Annotated in this window: 18 protein-coding genes; 13 read left to right on the forward strand and 5 right to left on the reverse strand. The window is 46.2% G+C overall.

Features of this window, described 5'->3' with window-relative positions; genetic code table 11:
- Window positions 1-215: 215 nt before the first annotated feature.
- From B7L15_RS13655 to rho, 4 genes are all read left to right on the forward strand, one after another.
- Window positions 216-950 (forward strand): hypothetical protein, encoded by a 735-nt coding sequence (locus tag B7L15_RS13655; RefSeq protein ID WP_176243694.1) that lies wholly within the window; start codon window positions 216-218, stop codon window positions 948-950.
- 54 nt (window positions 951-1004) lie between these two features.
- Window positions 1005-1889, forward strand: a complete 885-nt coding sequence (locus B7L15_RS13660; protein ID WP_139839377.1) for a hypothetical protein — start codon at window positions 1005-1007, stop codon at window positions 1887-1889.
- A gap of 260 nt (window positions 1890-2149) precedes the next feature.
- On the forward strand, window positions 2150-2374 hold the full coding sequence (locus B7L15_RS13665; RefSeq protein WP_254902948.1) for a transposase: 225 nt from the start codon (window positions 2150-2152) through the stop codon (window positions 2372-2374).
- A gap of 17 nt (window positions 2375-2391) precedes the next feature.
- The gene (gene rho, locus B7L15_RS13670; protein WP_085919512.1) at window positions 2392-3348 is read left to right on the forward strand and encodes a transcription termination factor Rho; all 957 of its coding nucleotides are present in this window, start codon (window positions 2392-2394) and stop codon (window positions 3346-3348) included.
- A 52-nt stretch (window positions 3349-3400) separates the two neighbouring features.
- On the opposite strand, the gene B7L15_RS13675 is transcribed toward rho, so the two are convergent.
- Both B7L15_RS13675 and soxR read right to left on the reverse strand, forming a co-directional pair.
- A complete protein-coding gene (locus B7L15_RS13675; RefSeq protein WP_085919513.1) occupies window positions 3401-4597 on the reverse strand; it encodes a DEAD/DEAH box helicase in 1197 nt (398 codons plus the stop codon).
- Between the two features lie 205 nt (window positions 4598-4802).
- Entirely contained in the window at window positions 4803-5267 is a 465-nt protein-coding gene (soxR, locus tag B7L15_RS13680; RefSeq protein ID WP_085919514.1) for a redox-sensitive transcriptional activator SoxR, read from the reverse strand.
- 104 nt (window positions 5268-5371) lie between these two features.
- Between soxR and B7L15_RS13685 the strand changes: the two genes are divergently transcribed.
- A complete protein-coding gene (locus B7L15_RS13685; protein WP_085919515.1) occupies window positions 5372-5797 on the forward strand; it encodes a VOC family protein in 426 nt (141 codons plus the stop codon).
- 75 nt (window positions 5798-5872) lie between these two features.
- Window positions 5873-6268: a GFA family protein gene (locus B7L15_RS13690; protein WP_085919516.1), complete on the forward strand. Its 396-nt coding sequence runs from the start codon at window positions 5873-5875 to the stop codon at window positions 6266-6268.
- A gap of 101 nt (window positions 6269-6369) precedes the next feature.
- Here B7L15_RS13690 and B7L15_RS13695 read toward each other — a convergent pair whose 3' ends face one another.
- Window positions 6370-6984, reverse strand: a complete 615-nt coding sequence (locus B7L15_RS13695) for a tetratricopeptide repeat protein (RefSeq protein ID WP_066319127.1) — start codon at window positions 6982-6984, stop codon at window positions 6370-6372.
- A gap of 1 nt (window position 6985) precedes the next feature.
- Window positions 6986-7813: a PAAR domain-containing protein gene (locus B7L15_RS13700; protein WP_085919636.1), complete on the reverse strand. Its 828-nt coding sequence runs from the start codon at window positions 7811-7813 to the stop codon at window positions 6986-6988.
- A gap of 111 nt (window positions 7814-7924) precedes the next feature.
- Between B7L15_RS13700 and B7L15_RS13705 the strand changes: the two genes are divergently transcribed.
- The 3 genes from B7L15_RS13705 to B7L15_RS13715 all read left to right on the forward strand — a co-directional run bounded on the left by B7L15_RS13705 (window position 7925) and on the right by B7L15_RS13715 (window position 11317).
- A complete protein-coding gene (locus B7L15_RS13705; protein ID WP_085918935.1) occupies window positions 7925-9286 on the forward strand; it encodes an IS1380 family transposase in 1362 nt (453 codons plus the stop codon).
- Window positions 9287-9612: 326 nt separating this feature from the next.
- Complete coding sequence (locus tag B7L15_RS13710; protein WP_085919517.1) at window positions 9613-9987, forward strand: hypothetical protein; 375 nt, start codon at window positions 9613-9615, stop codon at window positions 9985-9987.
- Window positions 9988-10231: 244 nt separating this feature from the next.
- A complete protein-coding gene (locus B7L15_RS13715; protein WP_085919518.1) occupies window positions 10232-11317 on the forward strand; it encodes a hypothetical protein in 1086 nt (361 codons plus the stop codon).
- A gap of 193 nt (window positions 11318-11510) precedes the next feature.
- On the opposite strand, the gene B7L15_RS13720 is transcribed toward B7L15_RS13715, so the two are convergent.
- The gene (locus B7L15_RS13720) at window positions 11511-11900 is read right to left on the reverse strand and encodes a hypothetical protein (RefSeq protein WP_085919519.1); all 390 of its coding nucleotides are present in this window, start codon (window positions 11898-11900) and stop codon (window positions 11511-11513) included.
- 553 nt (window positions 11901-12453) lie between these two features.
- Between B7L15_RS13720 and B7L15_RS13725 the strand changes: the two genes are divergently transcribed.
- The 4 genes from B7L15_RS13725 to B7L15_RS13740 all read left to right on the forward strand — a co-directional run bounded on the left by B7L15_RS13725 (window position 12454) and on the right by B7L15_RS13740 (window position 15397).
- On the forward strand, window positions 12454-12909 hold the full coding sequence (locus tag B7L15_RS13725) for a hypothetical protein (RefSeq protein ID WP_085919520.1): 456 nt from the start codon (window positions 12454-12456) through the stop codon (window positions 12907-12909).
- A 129-nt stretch (window positions 12910-13038) separates the two neighbouring features.
- Window positions 13039-13686 carry a hypothetical protein gene (locus tag B7L15_RS13730; RefSeq protein ID WP_085919521.1) on the forward strand — a complete coding sequence of 216 codons (648 nt, stop codon included), beginning with the start codon at window positions 13039-13041 and terminating at the stop codon, window positions 13684-13686.
- A gap of 398 nt (window positions 13687-14084) precedes the next feature.
- Window positions 14085-14972: a hypothetical protein gene (locus B7L15_RS13735; RefSeq protein ID WP_085919522.1), complete on the forward strand. Its 888-nt coding sequence runs from the start codon at window positions 14085-14087 to the stop codon at window positions 14970-14972.
- Window positions 14969-15397 (forward strand): hypothetical protein, encoded by a 429-nt coding sequence (locus B7L15_RS13740; protein ID WP_085919523.1) that lies wholly within the window; start codon window positions 14969-14971, stop codon window positions 15395-15397. Before B7L15_RS13735 ends, B7L15_RS13740 begins: the two co-directional genes overlap by 4 nt.
- Window positions 15398-15527: the final 130 nt, after the last annotated feature.

Raw genomic sequence — 15527 nt, forward strand, 5'->3', positions numbered from 1 at the left:
TTGGCGGCGTGAGAGTGGCGAGAAGGTCAGTTTTTCAGGTACCATTTTGGAAGCGGCTGTTGGTGCTTGATGGATTGGTTAGGTTCTTGAAATCATAGCACTTTCAGCCGCTTTCTTTTATACCCTGTGAGAAATCCGGGCTAGATGGCAGGAGCTATAAGTATTCGTACCCGCCTACAGAAATTATCGAGGAATACTTAAGAAGTTCTGTATACATGGTTAACACTGATCATGGGTTAAAATTCATAGGCGAAACCACAAAGCTTAATGAAATAGAAGAGGATTTGATGTCTTTTTTCAACCAAGGTCAAAGCGCATCATTTCCTGAACTTGATAAATACTTATCTAATAAAGGTTATGGAAGACCACACATACTAAAAACTACAAATTTTTCACCGTTAGTATGTGTAGATAAGACTAAAGGCCGAAGGCATTATGTATACAGTCTTGTTGGTCATAGAGCTGCCGCACAGGATGATGATTTAGGTATTGATACCTATGAAATTTATCTTCGTAGACTAAGAAAGCTTCTAGAAGCCGGGACGGATGAAACAATAGAAAAAATAGCAAGAAGAGAACAGCGCATATTACAAGAGTGGCTATTTAAAGGTAAAACGCATGAAAATTGCGCTGTTTGCGGGTTAGAGTTCAGCGTAAATACTTTAGTCGCCGCACATAAAAAGCCGAGATCAGATTGTAATGATGCAGAACGATTAGACCCATATATTGTAATGCCGGTGTGTTTGATGGGGTGTGATTATCTTTACGAAAATATATATGTCTATATCGAAGGTACTGAGATAAAGCGTGGTCTGTCTTTTCTGAACGCAAGTTCTGAATCTAGCTTTATTGAAAAACTTGTTGGCCGGACAGTTGATTCAAAATGGCTTTTAGGCAATCAGTCATATTTTCGTTCGCCTAACAAAGTATTGCAGCGGACGAGCCGCTGAATGCGGCGTTATATGTCTAGTATATTTGTCAGTAAGACGTTTAAAGAGGATTTAATGAAAACATTTTTAACAACATTAATCTTATTACTGATTGGTGCTACAGCTATCGCCAACACACATGAAGAAGAGGAGGCAAGTTCAGCCATTAGAACTTCCAATTTCGAAATGAGTGACACCTCTTCACATAATCAGCTTGATAAAATTGATATGTACAAGCTTTTATATGAAAATTCGGCTTCCGCAAATGAAAGAATTATTTCAACCATGCATTGGGCCATTGGTATTGTTGCAACCTTTATTTTAGCGATATTTGGTAGTCAAATATTTTTCAATTACAGAATAAATAAGGAAGAAATAGGGTCAATTAGAAGCGATATAGATGAGAAGTTTATTTCACTTAAGTCTGATGTTGTTGGCGACATATACTCGATAACTAGAGATAATGAGAGGGCGACGAGAGAAGAGTTAATGCGGGTTGCTACAGAAGGCTTGGATGCAATTTCTGAAAAACAAAAAGGCTTAGAAAAATACTTAGACGCTAAAATCGAATCTTTAAATAAAGAAAATCAAACGCTGAAAGAAAACGTAATGTTAGATATTAAGGATATAAAAGTCGACCTAGGAAGAATGTCAGGATATGTTTGGGATCTTAAAGGAGTGAAAGCTAATGCGCTTGGGCAATGTATTGAAACTGCAATAATGCAGATTGACCTGGGGAGAGATCCAAAATACACATTAAGGGATTTGGCTGAAATTTTAAACGAATCAGATAGCATTAACAAAGCATTTGCTGAGAACCTCGAAGAATTAATAAGCAAGATACCCGAAAACCATGATAGCTTAAAGCAAGAAATCGAAAAAGCTTACAAAGCGAAGAGAGTTTATGTTTTCGTCGATGACCCCGACAGGCCCGGGTATTCGAAAGTCGAATATATTTAAATTGGAATGAAAATAGTAATCTAGGTGAGCGAATAATTTGGCTCCACTCAGCCGCTGTGAATTCGAAAGGCCTACATCAGATTTTTTGGTTCTGGGTTTTGCTCTTAACATATAACAAGGCCAGTCATGGCGACGGCTACTACATTGCGGCTTCGCCTTCATTCCGTAACCGCGCGTGCTGAGTGGCGTTGAGCCTGTAGAAAAAACCGCTGACCCCTAAGTTTTGGTAGGATCGAGAGAACAGACGAGGAATGATCAGCATGCCGCACTTCAAGGCTTATAACTACGATCAGAGCGCCATTGCGGTGATCAACTACCAAGATCAGCTCCAGCCAGGCACCTTTGAGCAAGCCGTACATTACCTGGTTAAGCTCAAGCACGACTTGTTTGTCTTCTATCCCAAGTATCGCAACGGCGCGATCAGTCGGCTGTCTATGATGCAGCTATTCTACAAACTCAGTGTTTTACCAACCCAGGCTATTTAAGGCGATTCATCAATATTATGACCAGAAAAACACTAGGATTGAAAACAAAAAAGCAGGTAGATGCCAAGCCCGCCGACGAAGTTGAGGATCCATTCCCCAATGATCCCGAAAAACGTTTTTTAAATGGCGTCGCTATTCATCCTTCCCCACGCATTGTTTTAGCGCCTGGCTCTAATCAGCGTACGGTGCGGGCGATGGATTTGATTACGCCCATCGGGATGGGGCAACGGGGGTTGATTGTGGCGCCGCCAGGCTCTGGCAAAACGACGATGTTAAAACATATCTGTCAGGCCGTGGCTGAGGCTCATCCTGATATAAAGCTGTATGCCTTGCTGATTGATGAGCGCCCTGAAGAAGTGACCGATTTTAAGCGCAGCGTGTCGGCAGAAGTGCATGCATCATCGTCAGACGAAACCTACACACATCACGTAAATATGGCCGATAAGCTTCTTGAGACGGCGCGTAAACAAGCAGGCGAGGGGCATGATGTGATGATCGTGATCGATTCGCTGACCAGACTTTCGCGCGTTCACAATTCGGAGCAGCGGGGCAATGGTCGTACGATGTCGGGTGGGCTGGATAGCCGAGCGATGGAAATACCGCGAAAACTGTTTGGCGCTGCAAGAAAGATCGAGAACGGCGGATCGCTCACCATACTGGCTACCGTGCTAGTGGATACGGGAAGCCGTATGGATCAGGTGATTTTCGAGGAGTTCAAGGGCACGGGCAATATGGAGCTGGTGTTATCCCGCGACGTGGCCAACCAACGGATCTTCCCGGCGATCGATATTGCCAAAAGCGGTACCCGGCGAGAAGAGCTTTTGATTGATGAAAGAGATATTGAGAAAGTACGCACACTGCGCAGAGCGCTAACGCATCTTAAGCCAATAGAAGGCGCGCAGAAGCTGCTTGCGCTGTTGGAGAAATACCCTACGAATGCCGAGCTGTTGGATGCTTTCTCGCCCGCTGAGTAGAAGTGAAGCTCACCTATATATGCGTACAAGAGGTGAGCTTCTTTGTTAAAGCTTAACGACTTCTTTTTTTGACATGGTCCAAGTTAGAGGCGGGTACGGCTTTTTTAACCGGAAAGCCCTCAACTTCTTTGCGCTCAATCGTGTTTTTCAGCCGCTTTTCAATCGCACACAGATTTTTAAAGTCGCTGATGTCGACCAGCGAGATGGCTTCACCGGAGGCACCTGCACGGCCGGTGCGGCCAATGCGGTGGATGTACTCTTCGGGCTGGAAAGGTAAATCGTAATTCACCACACGGCTCAGTTCACCAATATCCAACCCTCGAGCGGCCACCCCGGTGGCTACCAGGTACTTCAGTTCGCCCGCTTTGAACTGATCCAACACCTTCTCACGCATGGCCTGGCTTCTGCCGCCATGAATGGAATCTGCTGTAATACCGCGTTTTTCCAGTTGGGCAACCAGCTTGGCCGCACTGTGTTTTTTCTCGACAAAAATAAGCGCCTGATCCCACGCTTGCTCATTGATCAAATGGCTCAATAGGGCGGACTTGGTGTCTTTGTCTACTGTGATCAGCCACTGTTTGATCGTGGTGGCGGCGCGGACATTGGGCGTAATCGAGATGTCAGCCGCCAGGTTGGTCATCTTGCTATCTGAAAACGCATTGGCGATGGCGCGAACGTCATTGGTCATGGTGGCCGTGAACAGCAGGTTCTGACGGTTTTCAGGCAGGCGCACGATGACTTTGTGAATATCATCGACAAAACCCATGTCCACCATTCTGTCTGCTTCGTCCAATACCATGGCTTCAAGTTCATCAAAGTGCAGCGCACGCTGATGCGCTAAATCAAGCAGTCTGCCCGGCGTGGCAACCAGAATATCCACGCCTTCGATTAGGCGCTCCTTTTGCGGTGCGGTATCCACCCCGCCATACGCGGCCATCGAGGTTAAGGGCGTGTGTTTAGCGTATTGCGCCACACTGGCTTCGACCTGAACCGCCAGCTCGCGGGTTGGTACCAGGATCAGCGCACGTATGCGTTTGCCGTGCAAGGTTTCCGCGTTACTGAAGCGTTCCAGAAGCGGCAGCACAAAAGCAGCGGTTTTGCCTGTGCCGGTTTGTGCGGTGGCGATCAAGTCGTTACCCGAAAGAATGGCAGGAATGGCTTGTTCTTGGATGGGCGTTGGCGTTTTGTAACCGAGCTCGGTAATCGCTTGAACAAGAGGACTGGATAATCCTAGTTTTGCAAATGACATAAGGCGCTCTGACAGATAGTCGTGAGGGGTGTCGAAAATAAAAAGTGGTGCAGTATAGCGCGAGAGCCGCCGTTCGTTTCTCGAATTATCCAATCTGCGTCATAGTGTTGTGACCTAACCCCCTGCTTGCGGCGTTAGAGGCCATCTTTGGCGTCACGATTCTGACATTAATCAGCACAAGGCCGAGTTATGCACGTTGATCGGTCTATTGATCCACCCGAGCCCGCTGCTCAGCCTGATCCAGAAGCACCGGGCCGCTACCCGATTCGGCCAGTATGTCGTCTGGGTTATAGAGCGGGCAACGGGTCATGCTCAGGCAGCCACAGCCGATGCAGCCCGCCAGGTTATCGCGCAGCTTCTGTAGGTAGGCAATCCGACCATCAAGCATCTGCTGCCAGTTTTTTGAGAGCTGCTGCCAGTCTTCAACCGTCGGTGTGCGGTTATTGGGTAAAGATTCAAAGGCCTGCTTTATCTCTTCCAGGCTGACACCGACTTTCTGCGCGGCTTTGATCACCGAAATCCGCCTCAGCACTTCTGGTTTATAGCGGCGTTGATTGCCCGCATTGCGCCAGCTATGAATTAGCCCCTGTTGCTCGTAAAAGTGCAGGGTGCTGACGTTAATCCCGCAACGCTTGGCAACCTTGCCGACACTCCAGACAGTTTCTGCCATGACTATCACCTAAATTTTTTTTGCCATTTTTCGGCAAAAATCGCTTTACCTCAAGTTAAGTTGAGGTTTTATCCTGCCATCTCACTTAACGCAAGGAGAATCTCATGTACTTGGAACACGTTAATCTGGTGGTTGCTGATATGGATGCCATGCTGAAATTTTACCGCGCCGTCTTCCCGCACTGGCGGATACGCGATGAGGGTCATGGCGAGTGGTATGGCAAGCCACGCAAATGGATCCACTTTGGAGACGATGATCACTACCTGGCGCTAAGCGATCATGGGGAAGAGGAGAACCGTGATCTAAAAGGCCACAGCGTTGGGCTGGCCCATTTTGCCTATGTGACCGATAACCTCGACGCCGTTGTCACTCGATTAAATGAAGCCGGTTATGACGTTGCCAAACCCGGCGCCCCAGAGCCGTTTCGCAAGAATGTCTATTTTGTCGATCCGGCGGGTTTTGAAGTAGAGTTTGTCGAATACCTGAGTGACATTCCATCCGAGCGGAATTTAAACCGCGATGCTCAGTAGGGACACTTTTGGCCGCTGCCTGAGCTGGACATGCACTGGTAGCGGCTTTCATGCCACTACAAATGTGAGAGGGCAATGCTCAAACAAGTCGGCGGTGTAGAAATCCAGCCCCAACATAGGGCGACGTGCCACTGCGGCATGGTGGTGCTTGAGCTCGATCTGCCTGATGGCCTTGTCGACCCCAAAAGGTGTAATTGCTCGATGTGCAGGCGCAAAGGCGCGGTGATGGCCTATGTGCCATTGGGTGGTCTTCGTGTTATCAATGGCGCTGAGCAGTTAAGGCTTTATCAGTTCAATTCGGGAGTCGCAAAACACTACTTCTGTTCAAACTGTGGCATCTACACGCACCACCAAACGCGCTCGAATCCCGATATATACGGATTCAATGTCGGGTGTTTGGAAGGTGTTAACCCGCATGACTTACCTGATCTTCCCGTTAGTGACGGTATCAATCATGAAGCTGATTTGTAGGTTAATTCAGTCGGCAAAAAAGCAGGCGGGTCATTCAACCAATGGGTGTAGCGCTAATTAAGTGGGGCTTACGCTGCCCAAGAGTTTAGTAGAGCTGACACTCATTTATGCCGCATCAATACTTGGTCCACGTAGCTTCCATCCTGGAGGCTTTCAATCGTCATTTCGGCCATTTCAGCTTCCATCTCGCCCTTACTCCTTGCCTGCTCAAGATATGCCTCGACCAGTCTTGGTGCGTCTTGAGTATCAGCCAGTATGGCCGCGCCTACCCAATTGGCGGGAATTTTACCATCAGAATTATGTCGCTCGGCGTAACGTTCTTCGACAGATGAGTAGCACGCCTTGCCTCTATCATTACCTTTCACTTCTTCTATCAGAATGCAGCGAAAAAGTGGGAGTGAATCATTGCTCGGCGCAATGTCGTAAGCGCTTTCCACATCGCTTAGGGCGCGTTCGTAGTTTTGTTGGTATACGGCAATCTGAGCTCTATTGATCAACGCTGCATGGTTGTTGGGGTCTGCATTTAGTGATTGCTCGATCAGTTCCTTCGCTCTGTCCAGTCTTTCGCTATTTTCTTCCGCTATGCCGAAGGTAACTTCTTCGTTGGCTTGCCTTTGGAGATCGATAGACTCGTCATCAATGCTATTGCCCGAGCTTTCCTGGCAAGCTGACATTAAAAGGAAAATTGGCAGAATAAGGAGTAATTTTTTAATCATGTCATTTTGCCACTACTTGGATAGAAATCATCTTGCTAGTGCTTGGCGGCATTGGCGTCACTGAACCTGAGCTTGTCTGGTAAATGAAAGTGCCCTGGAAGTGAAGCGAAAGCGTTGTGTCAGGTTGTGGTTCAGGTAATCGGATGGTGGCGTGGCCTACCGGCGTATACTGGGGGTCGTCTGGCCAGGCATTGATACCACTATTCTCAAGAACTACTGCCTGAATAAGTTGGTTGCCATCCTTGAGTTCAGCACGCATATTAAGCACGGCGGAGCCTGACCCTGGCGATAGTGCAGAAGGAGCCCAGCCCAGCGAAGAAATATGGAGGGCATTTCCTCTAATAACGATATTGTTCCGAAATGAATAGCCGCCATTCATGCCCACGCCCTCCACGAGTAGATAGGCGGGTTGATTCATGGTGACTTCGGCTGTTTCGGCGACAAATTCGTATATAGATTCTTCGTTGTTTTCGGTAGGAGAAAGCTCAGATGAGGGGATGCCCTCCTGGTTTGGTGCATCATCAGCGGCTGCGCTTGCTTGATGGGTGGATGTCTGTATGCCTCCTGTGGTGGGTGAGCCAGTTATCGCAGAAGAAGCTGCCACGATATAGCCACCACATGAGGTCGCACTACCATGAATGGCAGTTGGAGAGCCCTCCACCGAATACCAACTGGTACCTGATGAAATGACTGCGCCACAAGAGCTCTTGTCTCCTATCCTGGCAACCGGTATGCCATCGACCATAGTGGCGGATGCGCCGGAGACAATGTTGTGTGGGCTTCCTTTACACTGACATATGACTCTGTCGCCTACCTTGGCAAGATCCATCGAACGTTCCTTATATATACCTGAATCCGTGAGACCGGCCCCCGGAAGCACTTCTAACCCACTGACCTGCATGGCAATATAGCCATTATCGCCATTCACCCAGACAGTGCCATGCCCAACATAAAGTTCCGCGCCAGTCGCCGCACCCTCACYAGCCACGCCGGGCTGTCCATCATCGGGCAATGCTTCGAGATCGCTGGCGTCGACAGCATCGACAGCCGCTTCCCCACCACGCTGGGCATGCGCACCAGTGACGTGATCAAGAGCTACCTGGGCCTGCTGTGTCTGGGCATGAGCGACTATGACGCTGTCGAGAACTTCCGCCGCGACAAGCCCTTCCAACAACTGCTGACCCTGCAGAAGGTGCCGAGCGCGGCGACGCTGCGACAGCGGCTGGAAAAACTTGCCGCCAACGACCTGCAGGCGCGCACCGCCACCTGGTCCACGACCCTGCTGTCACTGATCGAAGCACCGATCACCGCCGAGACGACGCACGTCTGCCTGGACATCGACACCTTCGTCATGGACAACAGCAACTCGAAGAAGGAAGGCGTCTCGCGGACCTACCAGAAGGTCGATGGCTACACCCCGATCGCCGCCTATCTGGGCAACGAAGGGTGGTGCCTGGGTCTGGAACTGCGGCCTGGCAAGCAGCACACCATGAAGGAGAGCAACGCCTTCCTGGAGCGGGTACTGCCTCGCGCCCAATGCYTGACCAAGCAACCGATCCTGTTACGCGAGGACAGCGGCTTCGACAGCCAGGCGCACCTGGCGCTTCTCGAACAGCAACGCCAGGTCTTTGCCGACGAGGGGCGCCGGCTCGACTATGTCGTCAAATGGAACCCGCGCGGCTCGGCCACGGCTGATCGAGATACCTGGCTGGCGGTGGCGGCGGACTACTGGGAAGAGCTGCGTCCTGGCAAGCGCCAGGCGCTGTGGACGCAGACCGTCTCGATCCACGACGACAACAAGACCGAATACGTCGTCCAACGCGTGATGCGCCTGGTAGAGCGCACCGCCGATSGCGATGGCCAGTTGCTGCTCGAACCGGACTATGAGTTGGAAGGCTGGTGGACCAGCCTGGACGAGGCGCCGGAGGCGGTGATCAARCGCTACCAGGCGCATGCCACCCATGAGCAGTTTCACAGCGAGATCAAGACCGATCTCGACCTGGAGCGCTTGCCGTCCGGCAAGTTCGCCACCAACGATCTGATCCTGCATCTCGCCCAGTTGGCCTACAACATCCTGCGCCTGATGGGACAGCTGGGCATGACCGGCGAGCTGAGCCCGGTTCGCCACCCGGCCAAGCGGCGCCGGCTGCGCACCGTGCTACAAGAGYTGGTGCACCGTGCGGCTCTCGTGATTCACAAGGCACGGCAGATCATCCTCGACTTCGGGCAGGATATCGGGCGCATGACGGTGCTCAAGACGCTGCGGAGCCGACTGCGTTATCCACGAGGAACGCCATGCTGACCGTCAATCGGCGACACTCTATCCACAAGCAGTTCCAAGCGACACGCGATCGCCAGATATGTCGTGCCTGGCGGGTGGAAAGGCATGACAAAACGGGCCGTCAGCACCGATCAGCACGGTGGGTTTTGGCAATAACGGGCTTGCGAAAGCCAACTTGCACGGGGCGAATGATCAAAAAGTGCTCGCTGGCGGTGATAGGGAAAGTGTCGGCGCCGGCTTCACGGATTCAGGGAAAAGTAAAGGCTTTGGAATGTCCATGTAAACCAAGCAGTAGATAAAGCCCGCGATGGTGCGGGTTTTTTTTTGACAACAATAAGGAGAATACAGTGGAAAAAGAATTTGAAATCAAAATCAATAAAGCTACAAAGGATGCAGTTAAAACAACATTCAGAACTCAAAAAGGTGACTTGGAGCTAAGGCTACCGTTAAACGATGGTTCTTTTGATTTTAAGTTGGTTCAAGATATATCTAACCACTTTTCAAATACAGCCCATTCGATGTTTAGGGACACAAATGTATTTATAGAAAGTATTGCTGTAATTATAGAAGACAGGCTTCATAAAGAGTTAGAGCTTCAAGCTGATACTAGACCAGACCTTGAGAAAATTATGAAAGCTGTTCATGGAGATATAGAGAAAGGCTTTAATAGTCAGATCTCTAAGCACCACAAGAAGCAGAAAGGACAAAGATTCTCGATGTGACCACCAGCCCGCTACCACAGCGGGCTTTTTCTATCCGCCTAAAAGCAATATAGGAGCTACGATTGAGGTTAAGGAAGTGACACCACTTTGAACTAGAACAACTCACAGAGCCTTCCTAAAGCCACACAGAAAGCCAATATCCCCACATTCAATACCTAGCTCGCTTGCGAGCGAAAAAACAACGAGGAACTTAATGTTCTAACAATGGTATAATATATAGACTAACAATAAACAGGAGAAAAAAATGGAGAAACAATTATTAAATTTAAAAAGCTTTCTAGAAGATAGCGGGTATCAGATAGTAACGACTATTCAAGACGATACACTATCTGATAAGAATACATTAAATGTATACCTATCAAATAAGCTTTCTGAAACAGCGGAAGAACTAGGACACGAAGATCCATACGAGACACACCACACAAAGCTTGAAGTTGAGTTTAACGATACAGGCAAAATCAAAACATACAATGAAGACTTGATAGTTCAAGATAGAGACTTCTTTAATAAGGTATCAGAGCTAGCCAAAACAAGCCCTGAAGCGATTTTAGATACTGTTAGGGAAAGAGCAGAATGGAGCTTCAACAACTTCATACGAAGCGATTTTCAAGACTTCAGTATGGAGCAGTGGAATGAGCTTTTTGACGGAAGGAAAGATGGACTTGAAGTGTTTTGTGAAGAAACAGGAGAAACCTATTTAAAAGAAGTTGATTCAACATCTATTCACTTCACTGTATCTGTTCAGCAACCAGATAAACACTTAGAGTTAGAATACAACGTAGGTGATAACGAATCACACTTTAAAAAAGAGTATTTCTTACAACAGCACGGCGACACACTTAAAGAGAGCTTCAATCAAGAACAGATTGATTACATACTTTCTCAAGTCAACAATACTATCAATGATCGCCTTTTTTTCATTACTCCCAGAATGACGAATGAAGAACACGAACTAGCGACTGAATATTTTGGCATTACTGGTATTGAGGTTGATAAGGTTAAAACAGTCAAAAACGATGAAGGCGGTTATAACTGTATCACTACCGTTAACTATCAAGATGAAAAATATATACTCAACCTTCAAGCAGAAAAAGGCACTGGAAATGAAAGCAGTGTCTATTTTGTCGATATGAGTAGCTTGGATACTGACAGCAAAGATAACACAGCATTTAAAAATAAGGTTATTGAAGGGTATGGTGCTGATATTATCTCAAAGAACTTTAATTTCGAGGATATTGAGTTAGGCTTAAAAGAAGGTATTGAGAAAGGGATTATAGAAGCGAAGATGGGTGAGAAGAAGCAGGCAGTAAATAAAAACCTAGGTATGTAAGAAATATCTTACAAGCAAGTAGTCCTTTTCGCACAAGAGTAAGCCCACTGACATAGCGGTCTTTATGCTGTATATCTTGATAGTGCTAGGCAGTTTGGTAAAATCCCGCATTCAGTTCCCAACTGATCTGACTCCCCTTGTCAGATTCGCCTAGCTTCCCCAGCTAGGCATTTTTTTTGGCTGGTAGGGTAGATCACTTGAAGTAGAGGAAAAGCCCTGTAGTGTCTTCAAAGAGGCTTTGGAGCATATCGCAATAGACATCATCAAACTCTTTGAGAACAACCGCCGTATTCTCCACCGCACGGAAGAAAATCATACGGTAGGTATCAGAGCTAAGGCAGTAGATGATCCGCACGACATTAGGGTGAACACCTTCAATTTCGTTCGCTGTTCCTTCAAACTTGATATCAACTACCGTATCTCCCTCATTGCCCACTGAAACGACTGAATTTTTATTTCCATCGCTGGCACCCATAGCAGGCTTGCCACCAATCAACTTGAGTGCCATGTGACCACCAAACTGATTTAAAATGGTAGTAGCAATCTCTTTATGGTGAAGCTGTTCTTGTTCAAGATGTTCCATATTTTAACTCCCTTGATGTTTGTGTCTCAATTATAGATCGGCTATTAAATCAATGCAGCCCCCTAACAACTAGGATAAGAAATTTTCTAATACCATTTTCAAATTTAACTTTTCACTATTTTTCAAACAAAAAAATAAGTGTGCTTTCATAGTGGTTATATGTATTCAAATGTCTAAGAGGTTTGTATGTCCAGTTTTGAAATCAAAAAAAGAAACAGTCCAGTTATCCTAAATACTACAAAGTCAGGTGATCGCACACACTATCTTATAAAGCAGAAATACTCTATCAATAGCTTAGAAGTTAAAATCAAACATTACTGCTTTGCTTTCAATGACGGCTCAACCACTGTCACTGATTCACTTCAAAGAAAGTGATAAGGAATTCAAGGTTGATGTAGTGGGCTTAACAGAGAGCCAGTTTAAAAAATAGTTCTCTTATTAAATGATAAAATTAGTTATTGAATGTGAATATTTGACGATTGATGTTGCCAATCATTTTTTATGTCTGTGTGATATAATATCAACAACAAGAATAATAATCTAGGAGAAAACAATGACAGAAACAACATACGAAACTTTGATATTAGACCGAGTTGAGAAGAAAGCTTCGATGATTGAGCAAGTGCTTTCAGGCTTGAGCATCATAGAAGGTTCTATTCTCAAAAAGAAAGGGCAGGGCAAGACTTCAATGGAGCGAGTATTCAAAACCCGCATTGACTTCAATTCAGTCGAATACACGGTGCTACTGGATGCCTACAAGGTGAGTAGTGAAGAGGTGGTGCTGTATGCTGACCTTGATACCTCCTACGACCTATCCCTTGATACGATCAGGTTCACAGCCGACAACAAGGCTTTCATCGAGGCTGTGAAGAACCTTTATATTGAAGTCAACAACGGAGATCTACCAGAGCCAGCGGTGAAGGAAGTGGTACAGGAAGCTCTCTTCAGGGTGCAGGAGAAGATCCAGGTCCACTTTGACGACAAGCTAGCCATAAAGATGGCTGGTTAACCTACCCACCAGCACAGATACAAGCTGTCTAGAACCGCCCTAGGAGCCACGGTAGAGGCTTAATAGGGTGATGGCCTATGGTATCCTTCTGCGACCAGCATAGAGGCTTACAACAACGGCAGGCGTGTGATGGACTATATGGATGTGCTAGATATTATGGAGGCGGTGGTGGTTGGAAGCCCAAGGCACCCCAAGCCCGAGCTAATCCAGACCGATGAATGTTCGGGTGATCTCTACACCCTCAAGGTTGCCGTCAATTTTCTTGGCCTGGAATACTTCATCTTCCTTGACCTGCTCGATGATGGCCGTAGGTTCTTCCGCAACCCCTTTGGTGAAGACAGCATAGACAAGGAAGACAACACACCACTGTTCAATAAAATCCTGTTCACCTTGAGATTGAAGGGTGGTAGCGAACACCAGTCAGCGATGTATACCCCTATTGTCTTCGATAAAATTGCTGACAAAGCTTTCAACCATTTTATGAATGACTATGCCAAGCAGGGCAGGACACTAAGCCTTTCCACCTATATCAGCTATTTTGGTATTGATGACAACGATGCTGATAGTATCGCTGAATTGCTAGCAAGGGATGAGAGCGAAAAGAAAGACTTAATAGCTTGTATCAAGAAGCTATCCCCGCATTCGCTTTTCAATGAGCCTATTGAGAGAAACCTAGGAGCTTGGCAAGTCAATGAAGAAGGGAAGCTAAGTGTGGATGAGTTCAGGAAAGGTTTACTTATCGACTATCAAAGGAATACAGGCGATCTCTTTGGTTGATGGCAATAAAAAAGCCTTCACCTTTTCCAGTGAAGGCAACCCCTTCTTTAAATTCCTTTTAAGTAAATCATTTACTTTAAATCCCATCCTTGGGTAGCAAATCCTTTTGCTAAAAAGGGGATAACAACAATTATAGGAGAAGACTGCGACTTCTTTCCTTTTAAGACACAGGATTAGTGCGATACTGTGTCTTACTTAAAACTTAAAAACACCCTAAATGCCAAAGTTATAATTTCAATATACATTGCTTGTTTTAATGATTAAAGTAATATTTTAATTATCTTCCTTTGTTAACACTTTTCGTGCAATTTTTATTTTACTAATCCTGTTTTCTATTCAGTAAGATGATATTTATTTTAGTGTATGATATAATATCCATAAACAATAAGGAGAAAGTTATGGTTACGAAAGGAATTCAGGAATTCTATAAAAAGCAGAAGGAAAGTAAGGTTAAGCTCTCTTCGCTACAAAAAGCGGATATGGAGAAGCTTGGTATCACGAAGCAGGGTTTGAATAAGCTTTGTTGGAAGGAATACCAGAGAAGATTTAAAGTTGAGGACTACGACTACAAAAGAAACAAGAATGTTAGCAATGTGCTTCGAGTAGTAAGGCGAGACATTCTTTTGCTAACAAGAGACTATGCCAAAGCGATTATCTTCAAAGGTGCGAGCTACGACCCTGTAAGGGAAAAGGTGGAGCTATCTTTCAATGGTGCTGAAGAGATTGTGTCTCACATCCGTAAGAATATGGATACCAACCACCTACAAGAAGACCATCCTATTTTTGACTTGATATTTGCGATAGAGATTTTTGCCACCATCAAGAAAGAGAAGAGGATTAACCTTCCTAAATATCTTTCCGAGATTTTCAGTGAAAGGTATATGAAACACACCATGCAGGTGAATTTAATCACTTCCCCTGATAAGAGAGCAGAGTATATCGCTTCAATAGCTCATTTTGGTGTCAACAAAGTTATTGATGAAGGAATGTCTGGTATTCATGAGGGAAGTGGTAAGAAAGCACCCCAGCCAGAGGATGACCTACCTTACATCGAAGCTGGTAGGCAGGGGGCGACACTAAAGCCAGTAGAAGCCACGGAAGAGGATAGGGTAGGCCAACCTACCACCAAGGCGATAGACGAGCCACAGAAGCCCCAGGAAGCGAAAGAGGAAAGCTTAACTGACTTGTTCGATATCCCTGTTTTCGCTAGGCGAGAGAGCGAGGATGTGAAGGTAAAATTCCAATCAATGGCTGACAGGTTGAAGAATCAAGGAGAAGCGGAATGAAAGGTAGATACGACCACTTTGACCGCAAAGAACAGCAGGTGAGCCAGCTTTGTAGGGTCTACAGGCAGAAGAAGGGGTATCTAAGAGCTAACCAGCTTGGCGACAATGAATACAAGGGTTCTCCTATCATGAGTGACCTTACCGCCATGATAAAGACCATGACGGATCTTCACCAGTCCTACCTTGTCGCCAAAACACAAGAGCTTGATAGTGTGATGGATGCGGTTAGAGAAGCTACCCCTGAATTTTATGAGCTTGCCGACAAGATGAAGGAAATTCGAGACAAGGAAAACGAGTATAAAATAATCAATTACAAGAAAGTTAAATATGGACAGGATGCCACCGATATTAAGAGTAAAATGGTTGTTATCAAAATGAAGATACTAGCCCTGAAGAATTTCCAACAAAATGCAATGCTTAAATAGTGACTAAATAATAAAACCGCCTACATGACGATTTCTTGTTTTTAAGCTTTTCTATTTTTGTAAAATATATACCCTATCTTATAAAGGCTCAGTGAAGCTATAAGGGATAACCCATAAAACACAAAGCCGT

This window comes from Halomonas sp. CSM-2, from assembly GCF_002119345.1.
GTDB classification, from domain to species: domain Bacteria; phylum Pseudomonadota; class Gammaproteobacteria; order Pseudomonadales; family Halomonadaceae; genus Vreelandella; species Vreelandella janggokensis.